At 31.4% G+C, this 23,755-nt stretch carries 22 protein-coding genes; 20 read left to right on the forward strand and 2 right to left on the reverse strand.

All coding sequences use genetic code 11. The features are described from left to right. From L21TH_RS02565 to L21TH_RS02650, 18 genes are all read left to right on the forward strand, one after another. Positions 1–590, forward strand: a 590-nt coding sequence (locus tag L21TH_RS02565; RefSeq protein ID WP_034429130.1) for a serine hydroxymethyltransferase, incomplete at its 5' end; no start/stop codon positions are given. A gap of 96 nt (positions 591–686) precedes the next feature. Beyond that, positions 687–2,096, forward strand: a complete 1,410-nt coding sequence (locus tag L21TH_RS02570; RefSeq protein WP_006308366.1) for a sigma-54 interaction domain-containing protein — start codon at positions 687–689, stop codon at positions 2,094–2,096. Between the two features lie 203 nt (positions 2,097–2,299). After that, positions 2,300–3,346 (forward strand): 2,4-diaminopentanoate dehydrogenase, encoded by a 1,047-nt coding sequence (gene ord, locus L21TH_RS02575; protein ID WP_006308367.1) that lies wholly within the window; start codon positions 2,300–2,302, stop codon positions 3,344–3,346. Between the two features lie 9 nt (positions 3,347–3,355). Continuing rightward, complete coding sequence (gene ortA / locus L21TH_RS02580; protein WP_006308368.1) at positions 3,356–3,670, forward strand: 2-amino-4-oxopentanoate thiolase subunit OrtA; 315 nt, start codon at positions 3,356–3,358, stop codon at positions 3,668–3,670. Next, positions 3,663–5,081 (forward strand): 2-amino-4-oxopentanoate thiolase subunit OrtB, encoded by a 1,419-nt coding sequence (ortB, locus tag L21TH_RS02585; RefSeq protein WP_006308369.1) that lies wholly within the window; start codon positions 3,663–3,665, stop codon positions 5,079–5,081. The genes ortA and ortB overlap by 8 nt, the downstream gene beginning before the upstream one ends. A gap of 17 nt (positions 5,082–5,098) precedes the next feature. Then, on the forward strand, positions 5,099–5,464 hold the full coding sequence (locus L21TH_RS02590; protein WP_006308370.1) for an ornithine aminomutase subunit alpha: 366 nt from the start codon (positions 5,099–5,101) through the stop codon (positions 5,462–5,464). Beyond that, the gene (gene oraE / locus L21TH_RS02595) at positions 5,464–7,680 is read left to right on the forward strand and encodes a D-ornithine 4,5-aminomutase subunit OraE (protein WP_006308371.1); all 2,217 of its coding nucleotides are present in this window, start codon (positions 5,464–5,466) and stop codon (positions 7,678–7,680) included. Before L21TH_RS02590 ends, oraE begins: the two co-directional genes overlap by 1 nt. After that, a complete protein-coding gene (locus tag L21TH_RS02600; RefSeq protein WP_006308382.1) occupies positions 7,670–9,037 on the forward strand; it encodes a GlmL-related ornithine degradation protein in 1,368 nt (455 codons plus the stop codon). The genes oraE and L21TH_RS02600 overlap by 11 nt, the downstream gene beginning before the upstream one ends. Before the next feature lie 54 nt (positions 9,038–9,091). Then, complete coding sequence (gene orr / locus L21TH_RS02605) at positions 9,092–10,156, forward strand: ornithine racemase Orr (protein ID WP_006308383.1); 1,065 nt, start codon at positions 9,092–9,094, stop codon at positions 10,154–10,156. 144 nt (positions 10,157–10,300) lie between these two features. After that, the gene (locus L21TH_RS02610; RefSeq protein WP_006308384.1) at positions 10,301–10,630 is read left to right on the forward strand and encodes a DUF4870 domain-containing protein; all 330 of its coding nucleotides are present in this window, start codon (positions 10,301–10,303) and stop codon (positions 10,628–10,630) included. A gap of 61 nt (positions 10,631–10,691) precedes the next feature. After that, on the forward strand, positions 10,692–11,645 hold the full coding sequence (locus tag L21TH_RS02615; protein WP_006308385.1) for an NAD-dependent epimerase/dehydratase family protein: 954 nt from the start codon (positions 10,692–10,694) through the stop codon (positions 11,643–11,645). 116 nt (positions 11,646–11,761) lie between these two features. Beyond that, entirely contained in the window at positions 11,762–12,799 is a 1,038-nt protein-coding gene (ltaE, locus tag L21TH_RS02620) for a low-specificity L-threonine aldolase (RefSeq protein WP_006308386.1), read from the forward strand. A gap of 103 nt (positions 12,800–12,902) precedes the next feature. Beyond that, a complete protein-coding gene (locus tag L21TH_RS02625; RefSeq protein ID WP_006308387.1) occupies positions 12,903–14,222 on the forward strand; it encodes an AAA family ATPase in 1,320 nt (439 codons plus the stop codon). Between the two features lie 149 nt (positions 14,223–14,371). Further along, the gene (locus L21TH_RS02630; protein ID WP_006308388.1) at positions 14,372–15,199 is read left to right on the forward strand and encodes a DegV family protein; all 828 of its coding nucleotides are present in this window, start codon (positions 14,372–14,374) and stop codon (positions 15,197–15,199) included. 251 nt (positions 15,200–15,450) lie between these two features. Continuing rightward, complete coding sequence (locus L21TH_RS02635) at positions 15,451–15,693, forward strand: (2Fe-2S) ferredoxin domain-containing protein (protein ID WP_006308394.1); 243 nt, start codon at positions 15,451–15,453, stop codon at positions 15,691–15,693. A gap of 5 nt (positions 15,694–15,698) precedes the next feature. Then, on the forward strand, positions 15,699–17,426 hold the full coding sequence (locus tag L21TH_RS02640) for a [Fe-Fe] hydrogenase large subunit C-terminal domain-containing protein (RefSeq protein ID WP_006308395.1): 1,728 nt from the start codon (positions 15,699–15,701) through the stop codon (positions 17,424–17,426). Then, positions 17,423–18,595, forward strand: a complete 1,173-nt coding sequence (locus tag L21TH_RS02645; protein WP_006308396.1) for a SpoIIE family protein phosphatase — start codon at positions 17,423–17,425, stop codon at positions 18,593–18,595. Before L21TH_RS02640 ends, L21TH_RS02645 begins: the two co-directional genes overlap by 4 nt. A 15-nt stretch (positions 18,596–18,610) precedes the next feature. After that, positions 18,611–20,074 carry a 4Fe-4S dicluster domain-containing protein gene (locus L21TH_RS02650; protein ID WP_006308397.1) on the forward strand — a complete coding sequence of 488 codons (1,464 nt, stop codon included), beginning with the start codon at positions 18,611–18,613 and terminating at the stop codon, positions 20,072–20,074. Between the two features lie 29 nt (positions 20,075–20,103). On the opposite strand, the gene L21TH_RS02655 is transcribed toward L21TH_RS02650, so the two are convergent. Beyond that, complete coding sequence (locus tag L21TH_RS02655) at positions 20,104–21,375, reverse strand: M14 family metallopeptidase (RefSeq protein ID WP_006308398.1); 1,272 nt, start codon at positions 21,373–21,375, stop codon at positions 20,104–20,106. 192 nt (positions 21,376–21,567) lie between these two features. Between L21TH_RS02655 and L21TH_RS13675 the strand changes: the two genes are divergently transcribed. After that, positions 21,568–22,755 carry an N-acetylmuramoyl-L-alanine amidase gene (locus L21TH_RS13675; RefSeq protein ID WP_006308399.1) on the forward strand — a complete coding sequence of 396 codons (1,188 nt, stop codon included), beginning with the start codon at positions 21,568–21,570 and terminating at the stop codon, positions 22,753–22,755. A gap of 2 nt (positions 22,756–22,757) precedes the next feature. Next, positions 22,758–23,120: a hypothetical protein gene (locus L21TH_RS02665; RefSeq protein WP_006308400.1), complete on the forward strand. Its 363-nt coding sequence runs from the start codon at positions 22,758–22,760 to the stop codon at positions 23,118–23,120. A gap of 83 nt (positions 23,121–23,203) precedes the next feature. Here the strand turns inward: L21TH_RS02665 and L21TH_RS02670 are convergent. After that, positions 23,204–23,755: glycosyltransferase family 2 protein (locus L21TH_RS02670; RefSeq protein ID WP_034429134.1), on the reverse strand; the 552-nt coding region annotated here is incomplete at its 5' end.

The raw sequence follows: 23,755 nt of genomic DNA on the forward strand, positions 1-23,755 counted from the left end.
CAGTTCCATATGCTGATTTTGTAACTACTACTACACATAAGACTTTAAGAGGTCCAAGGGGTGGAGCTATATTATGTAAAGAAGAGTATGCTAAAAAGATAGATAAAGCTATTTTCCCTGGAATACAAGGCGGTCCTTTAATGCATATAATTGCAGCAAAAGCAGTTAGTTTCAAAGAGGCGTTAGAAGATGAGTTTAAAGAGTATCAACAACAAGTTATAAACAATGCAAAAGCTTTAGCTGATGCATTAAAGCAAAAAGGTTTTAAATTAGTATCAGGTGGAACTGATAACCACTTAATCTTAATCGATTTAAGAAATAAAAATATTACAGGTAAAGAAGCAGAGCATCTCTTAGATGAGGTTGGTATAACTACAAATAAAAATACAATTCCATTTGACCCTGAAAGTCCTTTTGTTACTAGTGGTTTAAGGATTGGAACACCAGCTATTACTACAAGAGGAATGAAAGAAGAAGAAATGAAAGAAATAGCGGATATAATAGCGGCTACTTTGGATAAAACAGCTAAATTAGAAGAAATTAAGAAAAGAGTTAAGTCGTTATGTGATAGATTCCCATTATACGAATAAAAATTAAATACATAAAAAAATGAGGGTTATTTTGAACCCTCATTTTTTAATGAGTATGTTATAATTTAAATAAAAAGGGACAAGGGGAATGATATAATGAATAAAGATAAGATTTGTAGTATTATACTGCAAAATATTTTGCAGTACATAGATGAAGGAATCCATGTAATAGACAAAGAAGGTAACTCTTTATTTTATAATGACAATATGGCTATATTAGAAGGTTTAGAAAGAGAAGTAGTATTAAATAATAAATTTTCAGAGATTTTCCCTAGCTTAGATGAAGATACAAGCACCCTTTTTACAGTAATGAAAACAGGTAGACCTATTGAAAATAGACAGCAAGCATATATAAACTATAAAGGTGAAAAAATTACTACTGTTAATACAACAATACCATTGTTTATTAATAAAAAGAAGGTTGGAGCACTTGAAATAGCTAAAGATGTAACTAAGATAAAGCAATTATCAGAACAAGTAATAGATTTACAACAGGAGTTAATAGGAAACAATAGTAAAAGTAATAACCTAAGTATTTCAAGATATATCTTTGACAATATTATTGGAAATAGCGAAGAAATAAAGAAAGCGTTAAATTTAGCAAGAAAAGCTTCAAGGTCCTCATCTAGTGTATTAATTTATGGTGAAACAGGTACAGGAAAAGAGCTATTTGCTCAAAGTATACATTATTGTGGTAATAGAAAGGACAAGCCTTTTATTGCACAAAACTGTGCTGCACTTCCTGAATCACTTTTAGAAGGTATTTTATTCGGTACAGTTAAAGGTGGATTCACAGGGGCTACTGATAGACCAGGGCTTTTTGAGCAGGCAAATGGAGGCACTTTGCTTTTAGACGAAATAAATTCTATGGGGCTGAATCTACAATCAAAGTTACTTAGAGTATTACAAGAAGGATATATTAGAAGAGTGGGTGGTACAAAAGATATACCAATAGATGTAAAAATAATAGCTACAACTAATGAAAATCCAATGGAAGCAATAGAAAAAGGCAACCTAAGAAAAGATTTATATTATAGATTAAATGTAATATCCATTAGAATACCTGCTTTAAGAGAGAGATATGAAGATATAAAGCTACTATGTGACCATTTTATTAGAAAATACAATAAAAAACTAAAAAAAGACGTTTGGATGTTAGCTGAAGATGTATTAAATGATTTTATGTCTTATTCTTGGCCAGGTAATGTTAGAGAATTAAAAAATATGATAGAAGGTTCTATGAATTGTATTTCTAAGGACGAACATGTATTAAAAAAAGAACATTTCCCAATGTTTATAGAAAGTAAAGGTAGTGACGATAAAGATATACTTAAAGAAATTAATTTAAATTTACCACTACCTGCTATATTACAAAACATAGAAAAAAGTATTATATTAAAAAAGTTAAAAGAAAACAATTATAATATAACGAGAACTGCAAAAAATCTTCAAATAAAACGTCAAACACTACAACATAAGATAAAGAAATATGAAATCAATAAGTAACTGCAAAATAATTTGCACACAAACTGCAAAATGTTTTGCAGTATTTTTATTATTTAATGTGTTAACTGCATAGAGAATTGTCGGAAAAGTTGAATAAATACAAAAATTCAGTAACAGAATAAAATCGTGTTACTTACAATAAAATTGGCACATATATTGCAACATTAATAATTGAACAAAAAAATTATGGAGGTGTTTTTATAGTGGAAAAAATTAAAGTTGTAATTTGGGGATTTGGTGCTATGGGTAGCGGTATGGCAGAAATGCTACTCAAGAAAAAAGGTGTTGATATAGTTGGAGTATGTGATAGAAATGAGTCAAGAGTAAACAAAAGTATGTATGATGTATTAGGTTTAGATAGAGGTAATAGACCAGAAGTAATTATCAAAGAAAATATTGAGGACATAATTAGTGAAAAATATGCAGATGTTGTGTTATTAGCAACTGATTCTTTTACTAAAAATGCATTTGATAAAATTAAGTTTATTTTAGAAAATAAGATTAATGTAATATCTACAGCTGAAGAAATGGCTTATCCACAGGCTCAATCTCCAGAGCTTGCAAAAGAAATGGATAGAATTGCCAAAGAAAATGGAGTTTCTGTTTTAGGAACAGGTATTAACCCAGGATTTGTACTTGATTTATTAATTTTAGCATTAACAGGAACTTGTGAAACAGTGGAAAGTATCAAGGCAGCTAGAATAAATGACTTATCTCCATTTGGTCATGCGGTAATGGAAGAACAAGGTGTGGGAATTACAAAAGAAGAGTTTGAAAAAAGAATGGAAAAAGATAGTTTGGCAGGGCATGTAGGTTTTCCAGAATCAATTAGAATGATAGCTGACGGCATTGGTTGGGAAGTCGAAAAGATTGAACAGACAAAAGACCCAATAGTTTCAAATACAGAAAGGAAAACAAAATATGCAGAAGTTAAGCCAGGAAATCTTGCAGGTATAAGACAAAGGGGATATGGCTATGTTAACGGCGAAGCATTAATAGAAATGGATCATCCACAACAAATTTTACCTGAAAAAGAAGATGTAGAAACTGGTGATTATATTTGGATTAAAGGTACTCCAAATATCAATTTACAGATAAAACCAGAAATTCCTGGAGGAATTGGTACTATAGCAATGTGTGTTAATATGATACCTCATGTCATTAATGCTGCACCAGGACTAAAAACAATGTTAGATTTACCTGTGCCAAGAGCAATAATGGGTGACATGAGAGACATGATAAATAAGTAGGTGATATTAGTGGAAAAAGCAAAAAAAGGCGACTGGGTAAGAATTTATAATGTAGTTTTAGAGCCTGAAAATCGCGCTCCTCAGGTTCCAGATGATACAAAAAAAGTTCCATTAGAGATGTGGGTAAAAGGATTTCTGCTTAATGACGAAGCAAAAAAAGGTGAAGAAGTAGAAGTAGAGACTTACATAGGAAGAAAGGTAAAGGGAGAGTTAATCGAGATAAATCCATATTATGACCACGATTTTGGTAAGTGTGTACCTGAATTACTTTATATAGGTAGACAACTGAGAGGAATCCTTGAGGATGGTGAATACGATGAGTAAGGATATGAGCTATGAAGCGGTAATGGCTAGAAAGAATGAAATAATGAAAAGAGCTATAGGAATCGATTATGAAAAATTTGAATCTAGTGGTATAACCTTTGACTATGAAAAAATGATGAGAGAGACAGGATATACGTTACAAGATATACAAAAAATACAAGGAGAAACTGGTGTAGGAAATACCCCAATATATGAACTTAAAAATTTAACTAAGCTTGCCAGAAAACTGGCACCAAAAGGAAAAGGAGCTAGAATTTTTGTTAAGGATGAAGCTTCTAATGCTTCAGGTAGTTATAAAGCTAGAAGGGCAGCTACAAGCGTATATCATGCTAAAAAAATGGGGTATAAAGGTGTTATTGCTGCTACAAGTGGTAACTATGGAGCAGCTGTTGCAAGCCAAGCTGCTATGAGAGGACTAAAATGCATTATAGTTCAAGAATGCTATGATTCTAGAGGAGTAGGACAACCAGAAATAATTGAAAAGGCAAGAAAATGTGAAGCATATGGTGCAGAAGTGTTGCAATTAACAGTAGGACCTGAATTATTTTATACGTTTTTAAAGTTATTAGAGGAAACAGGTTATTTTAATGCTTCACTTTATACACCATTTGGTATAGCAGGTGTGGAAACTTTAGGTTACGAAATAGCTATGCAATTTAGAGAAAAAGAAGGAAGAGACCCTGATGTGGTAGTAGCTACAAATGCTGGCGGAGGAAACCTTACAGGAACAGCACGTGGATTAATAAAGGCTGGAGCAGATGACGTAAAAGTAGTTGGAGCTAGTGTAAATCTTAAAGGCTTACATATGGCAAGTGATACGCAATTTAATAGGAAATCATTTACTACGGGACATACAGGGTTTGGAATACCTTTTGCTACTTGGCCTGATAGGTCAGATGTTCCAAGGTCAGCAGCTAGAGCTTTAAGATATATGGATAGATACGTTACTGTAAATCAAGGTGAGGTATTTTATATAACAGAAGCCTTGGCTCAATTAGAAGGATTAGAAAGAGGGCCTGCAGGTAATACTTCACTAGCAGCAGCATTTTCTATAGCTCAAGAAATGGATGAAGATAAAATGATATTAGTGCAAGAAACTGAATATACAGGAGCAGGTAAGCACATACAGCCACAATTAAGCTTTGCTAAAGAAAATGGGGTAAAGGTAGTAATAGGAAATCCTGAAGATGAAATTCCTGGAGAAAATATAGTATTACCTGAGCATCCAAAACTAATAAAAGCAAGAGATATAGATTTGAATAAATTAAGAAAATCGTATATTAAAAATTGTGTGAATACTACAAAAATTAATAAAGTTACAGAAAAAGATATTGAATTTTTAAGTGAAGATACAAAATCAAATATAGATTTTGTAAAGATTTTACTAAGTGAATTAGGAGTACAGTACTAAATTTGGAGGTGGAATAAGTGAAAAGAGCAGATGACTTTGAGAAAAGAAGACAACATTTAGCTAATTTAAGTGAAGAAGAATTAGAGCAAAAATTTTGGGAATTAGCTGAAAAGATAGTTGACCCACTTGCTGAACTTGCATATAAACATACATCACCTTCTATTGAGAGATCAGTGCTTTTAAGAATGGGATTTTCTAGTTTAGAAGCAAAGGCAATTGTAGAAGGTGCTATAGACAGAGGATTATTAGGTAAAGGTGCAGGACATTTAGTTTATAGATTAGCTAAAGAAAAGAATATGGCTATTAGAGAAGCTGGTTTAAAATTAGCAGATGGAGAAATGTGGGATGAAGTACTTCGTATGTTTAAGGGAGGTGACCAGTAATGGAATTAAAGCAAAATGAGAAACTTAATGTAGAAAATATTTTAAGGGATATAGATAAATATAGACCTAGAAGAAGAGGTTGGACTTGGAGAAAAGGTGTTGGAGAAAAAAGAAAAATAGGGAAATTTGAATATTACGAAACTTCAGAGCTGTTAGAAAAGAGTCAACCACTACCAGCAGCTAAAAGCTTTGATGAAATTGACCCTCAACCAGACAGCGTTATAACAACCGAAATTGCTTCTGGTAGATTTGAAGATGATATTAGAAGAATGAGAATGGCAGCTTGGCATGGTGCAGACCATATAATGGTTATTAGAACTGCTGGGCAGAGTCATTTTGATGGATTGATTGAAGGTACACCACAGGGTGTTGGTGGTATACCAGTAACAAGAAAGCAAGTTAGAGCTCAAAGAAAAGCATTAGATATAATTGAAGATGAAGTTGGTAGACCTATAAATTACCATTCATATGTAAGTGGTGTAGCTGGACCTGAAATAGCTGTTATGTTTGCTGAAGAAGGAGTTAATGGTGCTCATCAAGACCCTCAATACAATGTTTTATATAGAAATATAAACATGATTAGGTCTTTTGTTGATGCTGCAGTTGCTAAAAAGGTAATGGTTTGGGCAGATATGGCTCAAATAGATGGAGCACATAATGCAAATGCTACAGCTAGAGAAGCTTGGAAGGTTATGCCAGAGCTTATGGTGCAACATGCTATAAATTCGATGTTTTCAGTTAAAATAGGCATGAAAAAGGAAAATATTTGTTTGTCAACTGTACCACCTACTGCACCTCCAGCTCCTTGTATGCGTATAGATTTGCCATATGCAGTAGCTTTAAGAGAATTATTTAAAGATTATAAGATGAGAGCTCAAATGAATACAAAATACATGGAATCATCTACTAGAGAAGCTACTGTAACTCATGTATTAAATCTTCTTATTTCAAAGCTAACTAGAGCAGATATACAGTCAACTATTACACCAGATGAGGGAAGAAATGTACCATGGCATATTTATAACATAGAAGCTTGTGATACTGCTAAGCAAGCTATGATAGGAATGGATGGACTAACAGAAATGGTTGAAATTAAAAGAAATGATGGTGAATTAGCAGAAAAGGTTAGAGAATTAAAAGAAAGAGCAATCCTTTTCATGGAAGAAATACTTGAAGTAGGAGGATATTTTAAGGCAGTAGAAGAAGGGTTCTTTGTAGATTCAGGTTATTACCCAGAAAGAAATGGGGATGGAATAGTAAGAAAAATTGATGGTGGAGTTGGAGCAGGTACTGTGGTAGAAAGAGATGACGATTATATGGCACCAGTAACTGCACATTTCGGTTATAATAATATAGCTCAATATGATGAAAATGCCGTAGATAATCCATCATCCTTAATAGACGGTAGTACACTTGAAAAACCAGAAAAAATAATATTTATTGATGAGTTAGATGAAAATGACAATGTATATAAGAGACTAGAAGAAACCAAGGAATTAAGAGAATCATCTCTAACAAAGCCAGAAATGGAATGGCATGGAGATGGAGTTGTATTACTTACACTATTCTTACCTGAAGAAGATAGGGTAGCTGAATTTGCAGCTATTGAAATAGGTAAGAAAATGGGACTAGAAGATGTAGAAGTTATAAATAAAGAAATTATGCAACTTGCAGAAGGCACGAGAATTGAATTAAAAGGAAGAGTTCCATTTACAATAGATACTAGTAAATTAAAGATACCACCAAAGCCAGAGGTAATGTCAGATGATGAGATACGTAAGGAAATAGAAGAACATCCTATGAAAATCGTAGCAGCAACTGTTGGAGAAGATGAACACTCAGTAGGCTTAAGAGAGATAATAGACATAAAACACGGTGGAATTGAAAAGTATGGTATTGAGTGTCATTATCTTGGAACTTCAGTACCTGTTGAAAAGCTAATAGATGCTGCAATAGAAATAGATGCGGATGCGATTCTAGCATCAACAATTATTAGTCATGATGATATCCATTATAAAAATATGAAAAAGCTTCATGAATTGTGTATAGAAAAAGGTATAAGAGATAAAGTAATTTTATTGGCTGGTGGAACACAAGTATCAAATGAACTAGCAGTTGAGAACGGAGTTGATGCTGGATTTGGTAGAGGAACTAAGGGCGTTCATGTGGCAACATTTCTAGTTAAGAAAAGAAGGGAAATGAGAAATGAAGGTTAATATTTTAGTTGCAGAGATAGGTAGTACAACTACTGTTGTAAATGCATTTGATGGAGTATATGATAACTGTCCCAAGTTTTTGGGACAGGGTCAAGCTCCAACAACTGTATTAGAAGGAGACGTTAACATAGGGCTTCAAGGGGCTATCGAAGATTTAAAAGAAAATTTACAGACCGAAGAAATATCATATGATGAAATGTTGGCAACAAGTAGTGCAGCAGGTGGTCTAAGAATGACAGTGCACGGATTAGTGTATGATATGACAGTAAGAGCTGCTAAAGAAGCAGCACTAGGTGCTGGAGCTAACATTCATCAAATAACTGCTGGAAAATTAAGAAGAACAGATATCAAAAAGTTAAAGGAAATAAAGCCTAATATAATTTTAATTGCTGGTGGAGTGGATTATGGAGAAAGAGAAACAGCATTATACAATGCAGAAAAGATTGCAGAGCTGAATTTAGATATACCAGTTATATATGCTGGAAATATAGAAAATCAAGATGAAGTTAAAGAAATTTTTGAAGAAACTAATTCAAAGCTTTATATAGTTGAAAATGTTTATCCTAAGATAGACAAATTAAATATAGAACCAACAAGAAGAGTTATTCAAAAAGTTTTTGAAGAACATATAATCCACGCACCAGGAATGACTCGTGTTAGGGAAATGGTTACAGGTCCGATAATTCCAACACCAGGAGCTGTAATGCTATCATCGAAACTTATAAAAGAAGAAATAGGAGATTTAATAACTTTAGATGTAGGTGGAGCCACTACAGATGTTCATTCAGTTACAGAAGGTAGTGAAGAAGTAAATAGGATATTATTAAGTCCAGAGCCTGTTGCAAAGAGAACAGTTGAAGGTGATCTTGGTGTATTTGTTAATATGAGAAATATTGTTGATAGAGTAGGAATAGAGAATTTAAGTGAAAGGCTCAAAGTTAATGAAGAAACAGTAGAAAAACTTATAGAATCACATAAACCTATTCCAGAAACAGATATGCAAAAGAGATTTGTGGAAGAGTTGACATTGGAAGCAGTAATAACTGCAGTTAGAAGACACGCAGGTAAGTTTAGAGATCTTTATGGACCAGGTGGTAAGAAAACTATAGCTGAAGGTAAAGATCTTACAAAGGTTCAGTATATCATAGGTACTGGAGGAGCATTAACTAGATTGCCTCGGAGAGTAGAAATTATGAAAAATATAGCTATTAATAATAAGGGAAACGAACTATTTCCATCTAAGGATGCAAAAGTGCTAGTAGACAATAAATATATTATGGCATCTTTAGGTGTATTATCTAAAAAATATCCTGATGCAGCATTAAAATTATTAAAACAAAGTCTTGAAATAGATTAAAATAAGTCCAGCACATAAAGTGCTGGTCTTAATTTTAAAAAGGGAGTGAAATAAATGTCATATCCAAAAATTAGGATTTCTCTAAAAAAGATAAAATATAATACTAAAAGGTTAGTAACCTTAAGCTCTAAATATGGTATAAAAATAGCAGGGGTTACTAAGGTGTTTTGTGCATATCCCAAGATAGCTAAGGCTTTAGTAGAAGGTGGAGTGGAGTATTTAGCAGACTCAAGAATCGAAAATTTAAAGAAGATTCGAGATATAGATGTACCTAAAATGCTATTAAGATTACCAATGATAAGTCAAGCTGAAAAAGTTGTAGAACTGTCAGATGTATCTTTAAATTCAGAGCTTGCAACAATAAAAGAGCTTTCTAAAAAAGCTCTTGAAAAAGGAAAACAACATAAAATAATACTTATGATTGATTTAGGTGATTTAAGAGAAGGAATTTTTGAAGAAGAAGAAATTTTTGATACTGTTGAAATAATTATGAAGCTAAATGGAGTAAAATTAATAGGAATTGGTACAAATCTTACTTGCTATGGTGGAGTTATGCCATCTAAAGATAATCTAGGAAGATTAACAAATATAGCAAGAAAGATAGAGAGTAAATTTAAAACAAAATTAGATATAATATCTGGAGGTAATTCGAGTAGCATTTATTTAATGGAGAAAGGAGATATACCAGAGGGAATTAATCAATTAAGGTTAGGAGAGTCAATTATTTTAGGTAGAGAAACTGCATATGGAGAAAATATAGAAGACACATATAGTGATTGTTTCAAATTGATAGTAGAAATAATTGAAATAAAAGAGAAACCTTCAGTTCCTATTGGTGAAATAGGTATGGATGCATTTGGTAATAAACCAACTTTTGAAGATAAAGGGATAAGAAAAAGAGCAATTTGTGCTATTGGAAAACAAGATGTTAATATAGATGATATAACAGCTGATGACACTAATATAGAAATTTTAGGTGCAAGTAGTGACCATTTAATATTAGATATTACAGATAGTACAAAAGATTATAAAGTAGGTGACAAAGTTACATTTAATTTAGCTTATGGTGGAATTTTAAGCTCTATGACATCAGAATATGTTCATAAAGAAATAAAGTAATAACTTATAATAAAGGGCAATTATGCCCTTTATTATTTTTAAACTAAAGTATTGTTTAATAGAAACATATTTATTTAACTTTTTTGCATTTATTTATTATATAATATACTATAGTAAATAGTGTATAAATGAAAGGAGGATACTATGCTTACTACTGAACAAAAGCTATTATGTGCTGTTTCACATTTAGGAGTATTTGTTGGAATTGGAATAATAGCGCCATTAATTATATTGTTAATAAGTCAAGACCCATTTGTAAAACAGCAGTCTAAAGAAGCTCTTGCATTTCAGTTATTTCTATATATAGCTGGAATTATATCAGGTGTGCTATGTTTTATAATTATAGGAATTATTCCTTTGATAGCAACCATAATTATAGGTCTAATATTCCCAATTATAGCGACTGTTAAGATGGTAGATGGAATAGATTATTCCTACCCTATAACAGGCAGATTTGTTAGAAGTCATTTTTAAGTAAATTTAAGAAGTCCCTTTTCATATATTATTAATAAGAACATATGAAAGGGGTTTTTTTATGATTATAGTCACGGGAGCTGCTGGGTTTATAGGTAGCAACATATGTGAGATACTCCTTAGAAATGGCTACGATGTGTTAGGAGTAGATTGCTATTATGATAATTATCCGAAGTGGATTAAGAAATTTCATTTAAGACATTGTTTTAGAAATCCCAATTTTATATTTTTAGAAAGTAACATTTTAGACCCTAATATAAGCAAATTGATTGAAGGACTAAATATAACTTCTATAGTGCATCTTGCAGATATACCTGGTGTAACTACATGTAGTGAAGTAAATTTTGATGAATATATAAAATACAATATTACTGCTACTCAACGATTATTAGAAACAATTAAAAATAAAGGCGTAAAAAAATTTATTTTTATATCTTCTTCTACAGTTTATGGGAATGTAGGAAAAATGCCAATGTCAGAACTAACTAATCCTAAGCCTATTTCCTTGTATGGAGTAACCAAACTAGCAGGAGAGACATTATGTCATTATTATGGTCATAATTATGGCATGGATATTGACATTTTAAGAATTTTTACTGTTTATGGTCCAAACCAAAGACCCGATATGGCATTTCATAAGTTTATAAGAAGTATTTTATTAAATGAAAAAATACCAGTATATGGAGATGGCAAGCAAAGACGGGATTTTATATATGTTGAAGATATTGCTCAAATAATACTGAATATAGTTGATAAAAAAATCGATGAAGAGATTATAAACATTGCAGGGGGTATTTCTTTAAGCGTGAATGAATCGATTAAAATTCTTGAAGAATTGTTAAATAAAAAAGCAAAGGTTGAATATGTTGAACCTAAGATAAATGAGCAAATAATTACACACGCTTCAATGGAGAAAATGGATAAGGTTATAAAATTAGATAAAAAAACTGATATATATCAAGGACTTAAAAACGAAATTGAATATATAAAGAAATTATATAAGCTACCTGACTAAAAATTAAGATTAAATTATTATATGCAATGTATCAAAATCAAAGTACTTTTTATGACACAACTTTGATTATAGTATATACTATAATTAGATAAAAAAGATTTTATAAGGGGGAGCGTATGATGAGAATAGTTGATTTTAGAAGTGATACTATAACTAAACCTACTGAAGAGATGCGAAAAGCGATGTATGAAGCAGAGGTAGGTGATGATGTATATAAAGAAGACCCTACGATTAAAAAGTTAGAAAGAGTAGCGGCAGATATAGTTGGGAAAGAAGCTGCTCTTTTTGTTCCTTCGGGTACAATGGGAAATCAATTAGCAGTACTTACACATACAGAGAGAGGGCAAGAGGTAATATTAGAGGATTGGTCACATATATGTAGATTTGAAGTGGGGGGAATAGCATTTTTATCAGGAGTACAAGCAAAGACAGTAAAAGGAACACGAGGCGTGATGAGTCTTAAAGATGTAAATGAAGCTATAGTTCTTGATAATGATATCCATCATCCACAAACAGGACTTATTTGTTTAGAGAATACACATAATATGGCTGGTGGAGTTGTAGTACCAATAGATGTAATGAATAATATATATAATTTAGCCAAAGAAAATAAATTACCAGTTCATTTAGATGGTGCAAGGGTTTTTAATGCCGCGGTTTACTTAGGTTGTGAAGTGAAAGAAATAACGAAATATACAGATAGTGTAATGTTTTGTCTATCGAAAGGATTATCAGCACCTGTTGGTTCTATTTTAGCAGGTAGTGAGGCTTTTGTAGAAAAGGCTAGAAGGTACAGAAAAATGTTTGGAGGTGGAATGAGGCAAGCTGGTGTTATAGCGGCAGCTGGTTTAGTGGCATTAGATAAGATGATAGATAGATTAAAGGAAGACCATGATAACATAAAATTATTGGCAAGTAAGTTAAACCAGATTGATGGTATAGAGATTGATAATGAGTCAGTTCAAACTAATATACTTATGATTAATATTGAAAGTTCAAAATATAGTTCAAAAGAATTAGTTGAAGAGATGAAAAAAAGAGGGATATTAACTTCTGTTATTACTGATAGTATAATTAGATTCGTAACTCATAGACATATTACAAAAGATAATATAAACTATGCAGTAGATAAAATAAATGAAATAATGAACTAATATAATACGGGGGCAAGTTCCTCCGTATATTATTGTTTCAATTTTAAAATATTAAAATGAACTACTTGAAGGTATAAGTTAACAAAAGAAAGGTGGTGGAAATTTGGACTTATTTAGTTTTACTGCAGAAAATAATATCAAAAGTTCTGCACCTCTTGCAGATAGAATGAGGCCTACTAATTTAGAAGAGTTTATAGGTCAGAAACATATAATTGGAAAAGGAAAACTATTATATAGAGCAATTCAAGCAGATAAAATAAGCTCTATAATTTTTTATGGACCACCAGGTACAGGTAAAACTACACTAGCAAAAATAATTGCTAATACAACAGAAAAATACTTTGAGCAGCTTAATGCTGTAACATCAGGTGTTAAAGACATAAGACTAGTAGTAGATAAATCAAAAGAAAGATTGGGAATGTATAATAAGAAGACAATTCTTTTCATAGATGAGATACATAGATTTAATAAAGCACAACAGGATGCATTGTTACCTTATGTTGAAAATGGTACGGTTATTTTGATTGGAGCAACTACAGAAAACCCTTACTTTGAAGTAAATAAAGCTTTAATATCTAGGTCTATGGTCTTTAGACTTGAACCTTTGAATAAGGAAGATATAAAACAAATAATGTTAAAGGCTTTAAAAGATAAAGAAAATGGGTTGGGAATGTTTGAAGTAGATATTGACAAAAGTGCTATAGAACACATAGCTAACATTGCAAATGGTGATGCTAGAATTGCTTTAAATGGATTAGAATTAGGTGTATTAACTACACCTCCAAATGAAAATGGTGTAATAAAAATTACTTTAGATATTGCACAGGATTGTGTTCAGAAGAGAGCATTGAAATATGAGAAAAATGGAGATGAACACTATGATACTATTTCAGCTTTTATTAAAAGTATGAGAGGTTCAGACCCAGATGCAACACTATATTGGCTTGCAAAAATGATATATGCAGGGGAGGATCCGAAATTCATAGCTAGGAGAATTATTATATGTGCTTCGGAAGACGTAGGAAATGCAGATCCTAATGCATTAAATGTGGCGGTTTCTGCTTATCAAGCATTAGATTTTATAGGTATGCCAGAAGGTAGGATACCTTTAGCTCAAGCTGCAGTTTATGTAGCTACTGCACCTAAAAGTAATGCATGTTATAAAGGGATAAATAAAGCATTAGAGGACATTAAAAATATTGAAACAGGACAAGTACCTATGCATTTAAGAGATGCAAGCTATAAATCAGCATCAAAGATAGGGCATGGTAAAGGTTACAAATATCCTCATAATTATCCTAATAACTATGTTAAACAGAATTATTTACCTAAAAATATGTTAGGGATTAAATATTATAAACCTACAGATAATGGATATGAAAAATATGTTAATGAGAGAATTAATAAACTAAATAAAGAATAGTATAACTATGATAACGGTAAGATATATTATATCTTATCGTTATTTTTTTTATTTAATGTGAGAAATATCTTCCAAAATAAAATTAACTATTTACAGTAAGTATTAGTACCTGGTATTATATTAGTATAAAGTTGATGGAGGGATTATTGATGGCGAATATTAAAATAATAACAGATAGTACAGCTTATATTGAAAAAGAATATGCTGAAAATAATGGAATAGGTATTGTACCACTATCGATAAATTTTGAAGGGAATACTAATAAAGAAGGATTTCCTGGAGAATTCAAAGATTTTTATAATAAATTAGTAGCAACTAAAGACTTTCCTACAACATCTCAGCCTGCAATTGGTGAGTTTGTTAAGGTTTTTGAGGAGGAAGTTAAAAAAGGAAATGAAGTTATAGCTATACTTATTTCTGAAAAGTTAAGTGGTACATATAATACTGCTGTTACAGCTGCAAACATGGTTGCGCCTGAAAAAATAAGTGTAATTGATTCAGAAACAACTGTTTCAAATTTAAGATTATTAGTTCAACAAGCTAACGAATTAGCTAAAGAAGGAAAAATGCGTAAAGAAATATTAAACATAATCAATGAACAAAAGAAAAAATCAGGAATTAATCTTACAGTTGAAACTTTAGAATATTTAAAAAGAGGCGGACGTTTATCTGGAAAGCAGGCTTTGGTAGGTAATGTCTTAAATATAAAACCAATTATAGCTCTTATTGATGGCAAACTTGAGTCAATAAGTAAAGTAAGGGGTAAAAAAAGAGCTATAAAAAAAATGATTTCCAATATTCCAGAAGTAGTTGAAAGTATCAGTGTATGTCATATACTAAATAAGGAAGAAGCAGAAAAAATAAAAAATAAATTAAAAGAAAAATTCCCTAATGCAAAAATAAGTATTGATGAGATTGGACCAGTTATAGGCTCGCATTTAGGACCAAAAGCTTTGGGAATTTGTTATAGTTGGTAAGGGATTGGAAAATAATTTTCCAGTCTTTTTTATTTTTCGAATGTATATTGACAAAAAAATAACAAGATAATATAATTTAGTTGAATCTCTAAATATAAGTTATTACAATAAGTGATAACTTTTTTAGTGATTGTTTAGTGTTAATACAATATTTTAATTTTTATGTGGTATTTACGTATAGCTAGTAATAGGATTTAATAATTAAACATGTTATACAATTAACAAATATTAATCAAGAAGGAGTGTAACAAATGAAAGTTATAAATGTATGTATTGGAAGTGCATGTCATTTGAAAGGAGCTTATAACGTTATAAACAAATTGCAAGAATTAATAGAAAATAATAATTTAAAAGATAGCGTTGAAGTAAAAGCTGCATTTTGTCTTGGGCATTGTACTAAAGCTGTCTCAGTAAAGATTGATGATGGTGAAGTGATGTCAGTAAGTGAAGATACCGTAGAGGAGTTCTTTAATAAGCATATAATCGGGGGGTAAATAAGTTGAAATTCCTTAATTTCTCGGAGGCTAATTGTAAAAATTGCTATAAATGTTTAAGACATTGTCCAGTTAAAGCAATAAAAATAAAAAATGGACAAGCTAATATCGTAGAAGAAAGGTGCATTGGATGCGGCCAATGCTTAGTGGTATGTCCTCAAGAGGCAAGGAATGTTAAAAGCGACTTAAATGAAGTAAAAGAAGCAATAAATAATAAAAAAAGAGTTATTGCTAGTATAGCACCATCTTTTGCAGGAGCTTTTGAGTTAAAAAGTGGAGGGGAAATAGTAACAGCATTAAAAAAAATGGGATTTAGTATTGTTGAAGAAACAGCAATAGGAGCAGAAGTTGTTGCCAAATTATATAAGGATTATATTACAGATGGAGAAAGTGAAAATTTAATAACTACTAGTTGTCCATCGGCTAATTATTTAATAGAAAAATATTTTCCATCATTAGTTAAGTACATGATTCCAGTTGTGTCACCTATGATAGCTCATGGTAAGATGATTAAACATAAATATGGCATGGATAGTTATGTAGTTTTTATTGGGCCTTGTACATCAAAAAAAATAGAAGCGGTAAACTTTCAGCATAAAGGTATTATAGACGCTGTGTTAACATTCGAAGAGCTTTCGGATTGGTTTTTAGAAGAAGGGATAAAGTTAAATGAACTAAAACCTCAATCCTTTGATGCACAGGCACATAAAAAAGGTAGAGGGTTTCCAATAGGTGGAGGAGTAATAAAAAGCTTTTTAAATGATACTATTGAAAAGAAATACGATTATATTGCAGTAGACGGAATAAAAGAATGTATGAATCTTTTTGAATCTTTAAGTTCAGGGAATATAAATAATGTTTGTCTAGAAGTTAACGTATGTAAAGGCAGTTGTATAGGCGGTCCAGCTATGCCTAAAGAAGCATCAGATTATTATAAAAGATTAAACAAAGTTAAAGATTTTATAAATAAGCGAGTAGATTATAGTGAAAATGAGTACGAATATGACACTCAGTCAATTGATTTTTCAAAAAAGTTCTTTGATAGAAACATAGGAAAACAGAAAGCTAGTGAGGAAGAGATAAATAAAATTTTAAGGAAAATGGGTAAATATGAAAAAGCTGATGAGTTAAATTGTGGAGCGTGTGGTTATAACACTTGTAGAGAAAAGGCTCAGGCAGTATATGAAGGTATGGCTGAAATGGAAATGTGTTTGCCATATATGAGAAGTAAAGCAGAAAGCTTAAATAATATCATAGTTGAAAATAGTCCAAATGCGATAATACTTGTAGACGATGAAATGAGAGTAAAAGAGTTTAATCCTACAGCTGAAAGAATTTTTAATATTAAAGCAGAAAACATTATGGACAAGCCTATTTCAATATTGATTGATGATTCAAAATTTAGTGAAGTAAAAGAAAGTAAGAAAAGCATTCTAAAACAAAAGGTAAGTTATCCTGCTTATGGAGTTGTGTTAATGCAAAATATTGTATATTTGAAGAAGCAAAATGTAATTCTTGCTATTATGGTTGATATTACTGCTGAAGAAACAAATAGAAAAGAATTAATGAGGGTTAGAGAAAATACATTAGATGCAGCTCAAAGTGTAATTGAAAAACAAATGAGGGTTGCTCAAGAAATAGCTAGCCTACTTGGTGAAACTACAGCAGAGACAAAGATGATTTTAACCAAATTAAAACAACTTACTATGGGTGAAACAGGTGATATAAAGTGAAGTATTTTATAGACATAGCATATGACAGCATAAATAAGTACGGAGAAGAATTGTGTGGAGATAATGTAGAGATTATTAAAAATCATGATAGTGCTGTAATTGTTTTAGCTGATGGATTAGGAAGCGGAGTTAAGGCTAATATATTAGCAACTTTAACATCCAAGATAGCTGCTACTATGCTAAAAGAAGGTGCAAGCATTAATGAAACAATAGATACTATAGTACATACACTGCCTGTATGCAATATACGAAAATTGGCATATTCAACATTCACAATTATAAAAGTAAAAGATAATGGGGATGTATATGTTGCAGAATATGATAACCCACCTTTCTTTTTAGTTAAAAATAATGAAGTGATAGACGTAAAAAAAAGAGATACCAGTATAAATGGTAAAGTAGTAAAAGAAAGTAATTTTATGCTAAGTGAAGGTGATTCATTAACTGTAGTAAGTGATGGTGTAATACATGCAGGAGTAGGTGGTATTTTGAATTTGGGATGGAGATGGAATAATGTTGCTGAGTACTTAGAGAAAATATCCACTAGAAGGAAATGCTCGAAGAATATATCAAAGGATATAATTACGGTGTGTAAAAATTTTTATGTAAATAAACCAGGGGATGACACTACGGCTGTAACTGTAAAAATTAGAAAACCTGAAATTATAGATTTGTTTACAGGACCTCCTGAGGACAGAAACAAAGATAATTGGGTAGTTGAAAAACTAATCCAAGGACAAGGAAAAAAGATAGTTTGTGGAGGAACTGCTGCTAATATAGTTGCAAGGGAGTTAGGTGAAGAGCTAGTAGTAAATATGGATAACATGAACGAAGAGGTTCCTCCAACAGCAACCATTAAGGGGATTGATTTGGTGACTGAAGGAGTACTTACATTGAGTAAAGCAGTAGAAAAAATCAAAAAATATAATGACAATTTATCAAAAGATGATATAATATATAATCTGGAAGGTAAAGATGGAGCTTCACTTTTAGCTAAAACTTTAGTAGAAGATTGTACACACCTTAACCTCTGGGTTGGCAGGGCGATAAATCCAGCACATCAAAATCCTGATATGCCTGCTGATTTAAGTATTAAATTAAAAGTAGTGAATGAACTAACAAAATTAATGTCTGAGCTAGGGAAAAAAGTGAAACTAACATACATATAATGTGAGGTGTTTTGAATGAGAAAGTTTGAAAGTGATGTTCAATTAATCAAATATGAAGTTTTGAAAGAAGTTGCAAAACTAACAATGGAAGGTAATTTAAAAGCAAAATATCATACAATACCTAAAAAGATTATACCTGGTCCAGACCCAATGACAAGATGCTGTGTTTACAAGGAATGGGCAATTTTGGACGAAAGAGTTAAACTTGCAATGGGTGGAGATAAGGATAATGATAATATTATCGAGGTAATTGATATAGCGTGTGATGAATGTCCAGTAAATCGCTTTGTAGTTACTGAAGCATGTAGAGGATGTTTAGCTCACAGATGTTCTGAAGTTTGCCCAGTTGGAGCAATATATCATGTTGGTCATAGAGCATACATAGATCAAAGTAAATGTATAGAATGCGGTAAATGTAAAGAAGTATGCCCTTATAATGCTATAGCAGATGTAATGAGACCTTGTAGAAAGGCATGTAATGCTGGAGCACTTTCAATTGATGAAAATAAAAAGGTTGTTATTGATAACGAAAAGTGTATACAGTGTGGTGCATGCGTTTATCAGTGTCCTTTTGGGGCTATAATGGACAAGTCGTTCATAGTTGATGTTATAAAATTACTAAAAACAGCAAAAGAAGACAATGATATTCATGTTTATGCGGTAGTAGCACCTGCAATATCTAGTCAATTTACTTATGCTAAAATAGAACAAGTAATTACAGGAATAAGAAAATTAGGATTCCATGATGTAGTGGAAGTCGCTCTTGGTGCAGATATAGTAGCTCAGCATGAAGCAAAAGAATTTGCTGAAAGTGTTGAAGAAAAAGGAGTAGTTACAACATCATGCTGTCCAGCTTTTGTATCTTATATAGAGAAAAATTACCCAGAGTTAAAAGATAATATTTCAAATACTGTATCTCCAATGATTGCTATTTCTAGACTGATTAAACACTTAGACGAAAAAGCAAAAATAGTATTCATAGGACCATGTACAGCTAAAAAAATGGAAATACAAAGAGAGGAACTAAAAGGAGAAACGGATTATGTAATTACATTTGAAGAGTTAGCGGCAATGCTTGATGCTGCTGAAATAAAATTAGAAGAATGTGAAGAGGGTGTATTAAATAATGCTTCATTCTTTGGAAGAATATTTGCCCGATCTGGAGGAGTAACTGATGCTATAAAACATGTAATTGAAGAAGAAAATCTTGATGTTGACTTTAAACCAGTAAGTTGTGATGGTTTAGATGAATGTGATAAAGCTTTAAAAATTGCTAGAGTAAATAGATTAAATGGGAACTTCATAGAAGGTATGGCTTGTAAAGGTGGTTGTATTGGTGGTGCAGCATCATTACATCATGGGCCAAAGGATAAAAAAGAAGTTGATAAGTATGGAAAACTTGCAGCGGAAAACAGTGTAAAGGATGCTTTGAGGGTATTTGAATTAGATAAGATTAATTTAGATAGAAAGGCTGAATAGTGAAATGAGGGGGTATTATCCCCTCATTTTTACATAAGTGATGCTAAAATAAGTAACTCTTCATTATCCTCATATATCTTTGGAAACTGTGTTATAGGTAGTGGATTTCTACCTTTACCAACTTCTACTGTATAGCCTGGTCTACTATAGTCATGTATAAACCAGTCTTTGTAGCCTGAATAAGAAGCAGTGCCGTAGGTTTCAGATAACGTGTATCCACTTACGTTAGCTAATATTTCACCTATGGTTTCCGCTTGAGGTGGAGCTAGATTTTGAAAATTCCAGTATATAACTTCTCCTTGACTATGATAAGCAAGTATTAATTTGAAATTATGATTACGTGTAAAATCTGCTATTGCTTTAGATTCAGGTTCAGATTCGGGAAATGGTCCAGGATACTTAGTTGGTCCAGGTCCGTCATAACCTAATTCTTGAGCAATTTCCTTATATTCTTGCCAGAAAGCATCATAGTTATGGTTTAAATCTACTCCTCTAATATTTGCTTGCCAAACCTGATTAAATGGTAGATTTGTGTTATTCCATAATAGTAATTCATTGTAATATGGACTATTTGGCTGTAAACCATTAAGTACCAAATCTATACCGTCGGGATTTACCATAGGAATGATATAAATTGTACTTTTATCCCATATATCCCTAATGTCATAGCCTCTTATAGAAGTATTCTCTGCATAGGCTTTAGCAAAGTTTTCTACAAACTTCATTAATAATAGCGAAGTTATCCATTCCAAAGCATGATGAGCACCATTATAAAAAACTTGATTTGGGCCATTACCTAATTTAATATAGTATAGCTCTCTGCCCAAAACGCTTGCTCCTGCAGTACCTAATTCAATAAATGGATACCTAGCTTTAAGTCCTCTAATGTCTCTTTGCATAATAGCATAAGTATAATCAATATTAGTATCTACTATATCAATTCCATATGGTATAATAATTTGTTGACCAATTAGGAGATTATCTGGGTTTATATTGGGATTAGCAACTTGTATTTTATTAACAGTTGTGTAGTAGCGTTTAGCAATATTATAAAGAGTATCACCAGGTTGAATTGTATAAACATCATACCCTAAAAGTAATTCATTGATTACTCTATAAGTTTTAGGACCTATAATCCCATCTCCAATCAACCCGTTATCCCTTTGAAACAAAATTACAGCTCCTTGAGTTTGAGGACCAAATATGCCGTCTATAGAGCCAGGGTTATAACCTATTTTGCTTAATAATGATTGAATTTCTTTAACGTCTGTGCCTCTAGAACCTATTCTTAATATTCTCAAAATAACACCTCACTTATTTAATATAAAATTAATTAACGAAATTACTATCTAATACATATATATGTATAATGGTAAAAATATAGATATTTTTATAATTATATATAGTAGTAAGATAGATTAACACAATAACAGGTAAATGAATATTATTTAAAAGAAGGATAATTATTTTAAATAATAAAGATAGGTGATTTCATGAAAATTATTATTGACCCAGGACATGGGGGGAAAGACCCAGGTGGTGGAAGTAATAATTATTGGTTAGAAAAGGATATGACGTTAAAAATATCATTATATCAATATGAAAAACTTAAAAAACTAGGTATTGATGTAGACATTACAAGAAAAACTGATAAATATCTCGGTAAAAAGGAACGAACAAGTATTATAAGACAGTCAGGAGCTGATATATGCATATCAAATCATATAAACAGCTACACGAGTTCAAAACCTGAGGGAGCAGAGGTTATTCATTCAATATATAGCGATAAAAAATTAGCAAATTTAATATTAGATAATCTGGTTGAAGCAGGTGTAAAAAGAAGAAGAGTGTTTTCAAAATCCCATCCAAATAATTCTAAACTAGATTATTATTATATGAATCGTGAAACAGGTAGTGTAGAAACGGTAATAGTTGAATATGGTTTTGCTAGCAATCCCAAAGATACACAAAGAATCAAAAATAATTGGGAGGATTACGCAGAATCTGTTATTAAAGCAGTATGTAAATATATAGGTCATCCTTATGATGAGGATATGCTTTATACTAGAATTGTTGGAAAAAGTAAGACTACATTAGCACAAATGCAAGAATGGGCAAAGAAAAGAGGAGGAAGTGATAAGTTTATTGAAGCTTCTGAAAAATATTTAAAATATGGAGAGCTTACTGGTATAAGAGCTGATATATTATATTGTCAAAGTGCAAAAGAAACAAATTTCGGTAGATTTACTGGAGTAGTTAAAGAAGAAATGAATAATTTTGCAGGCATAAAAGTAAAAAATCCAACTGGTGATAAGATAAACGACTTTGAAAAATTTATAACTGTAGATGATGGCGTAAGAGCACACTTTAACCATATTTGCGCATATGTAGGACTTAATCCTATAGGTAAAGTACATCCAAGGTATTACATTCTAAAATCACTTACATGGGCAGGGAAGGTTAAATATGTAGAGGAGCTAGGAGGCAAGTGGTCACCTATTGCTGACTATGGAATTACAATAGTTAAAGATTATTTAAAGGATTTATTGTCAACAAAAAGTACTACAATAGACTATAAGAGTTTATATGAGAATTGTATAGAAGAAAATAAAGTATTAAAAGAGAGAATAGAAAATTTAATAGGAAAACTAAATGAAATTAATAAAATTTCGGAGGTGTAATTTTGGGAGATATATTTGCATTTAATTGGGGTTGGGTAGTTTTAGGAATATTAGCTATAGTAACATTACTTTATTTATATAAAAGAGGAAATGAAGATTTAGTAAAAAAAATAATTCTATCATTGGTTGTAAGGGCAGAAAAAACATTAGGCTCAAAAACAGGAGAACTTAAGTATGCTATGGTCGTAAATTTAGCATACAAACATATACCATCTAGTTTACGATTATTTTTTAGTAAGAAGGAGATAGACAATATGATAGAAGAAGCTGTACGCTTTTTAAAAGAATATTTAAGTGAAGGTAGAGATTTGATGGGATATGATGATGAGATAAAGAAAATGCTTTATGACAATGAAAATCTATAAATTTTTAATTATAAATGTATGGGCTGGATAAATCCAGCCCAATTGTCATTAATGTCATATCAGTTAAAGATTTTTGGTACTCTTTACGTACTTGTATATTCAATATAGTTTTTTATAGGACCAATAACTGTGCAATATTTTTTTATAAACTCATCATCTCTTATCTTCCAAGTATGCTTATTATTAGATGAGCGTCTAATATAAACATGATTATATTTACTAGTGGAATATATTTTTATACCTTTTTGAAGGCAATCTTTGCAGAAATTAACATCTTCTGCTGCATTAATTTTAGCAAATTTAACTGAGTTGAACACTTCTTTGTTTATAACTAAAGTTGACCCGTTCACAAATTTTACATATCTATTTTCTAAACCTGGGGTTCTAATAGCTAGTAAGTTTTTACCTTTAAAATATACAAAGGTACTTCCTTTACCAATAACGCCTGCATTAGAATATTTAAATGCATTTATGGCTTCTGTAAGATAATTGGCAGAATAATAGTCATCATCGTCAAGTTTAGCAACGAATTCATGGTGAGATCTTGATACACCAAAATTTAAGCATTCACCGAGGGTTACACTTTGGTTAAAATAATAAACAGAGCAGTTTTTTATGTTTTTTATTTTTATATT

Origin of the sequence: Caldisalinibacter kiritimatiensis (genome assembly GCF_000387765.1) — a bacterium.
In the GTDB taxonomy this organism is placed as follows: domain Bacteria; phylum Bacillota; class Clostridia; order Tissierellales; family Caldisalinibacteraceae; genus Caldisalinibacter; species Caldisalinibacter kiritimatiensis.

Excerpts from the sequence above, each read along its gene's own strand:
- L21TH_RS02570 (WP_006308366.1), top strand. The coding sequence starts at position 687 with ATGAATAAAGATAAGATTTGTAGTATTATACTGCAAAATATTTTGCAG.
- ortB (WP_006308369.1), top strand. The coding sequence starts at position 3,663 with ATGAGTAAGGATATGAGCTATGAAGCGGTAATGGCTAGAAAGAATGAA.
- oraE (WP_006308371.1), top strand. The coding sequence starts at position 5,464 with ATGGAATTAAAGCAAAATGAGAAACTTAATGTAGAAAATATTTTAAGG.
- L21TH_RS02600 (WP_006308382.1), top strand. The coding sequence starts at position 7,670 with ATGAAGGTTAATATTTTAGTTGCAGAGATAGGTAGTACAACTACTGTT.
- orr (WP_006308383.1), top strand. The coding sequence starts at position 9,092 with ATGTCATATCCAAAAATTAGGATTTCTCTAAAAAAGATAAAATATAAT.
- L21TH_RS02610 (WP_006308384.1), top strand. The coding sequence starts at position 10,301 with ATGCTTACTACTGAACAAAAGCTATTATGTGCTGTTTCACATTTAGGA.
- L21TH_RS02615 (WP_006308385.1), top strand. The coding sequence starts at position 10,692 with ATGATTATAGTCACGGGAGCTGCTGGGTTTATAGGTAGCAACATATGT.
- ltaE (WP_006308386.1), top strand. The coding sequence starts at position 11,762 with ATGATGAGAATAGTTGATTTTAGAAGTGATACTATAACTAAACCTACT.
- L21TH_RS02630 (WP_006308388.1), top strand. The coding sequence starts at position 14,372 with ATGGCGAATATTAAAATAATAACAGATAGTACAGCTTATATTGAAAAA.
- L21TH_RS02635 (WP_006308394.1), top strand. The coding sequence starts at position 15,451 with ATGAAAGTTATAAATGTATGTATTGGAAGTGCATGTCATTTGAAAGGA.
- L21TH_RS02650 (WP_006308397.1), top strand. The coding sequence starts at position 18,611 with ATGAGAAAGTTTGAAAGTGATGTTCAATTAATCAAATATGAAGTTTTG.
- L21TH_RS13675 (WP_006308399.1), top strand. The coding sequence starts at position 21,568 with ATGAAAATTATTATTGACCCAGGACATGGGGGGAAAGACCCAGGTGGT.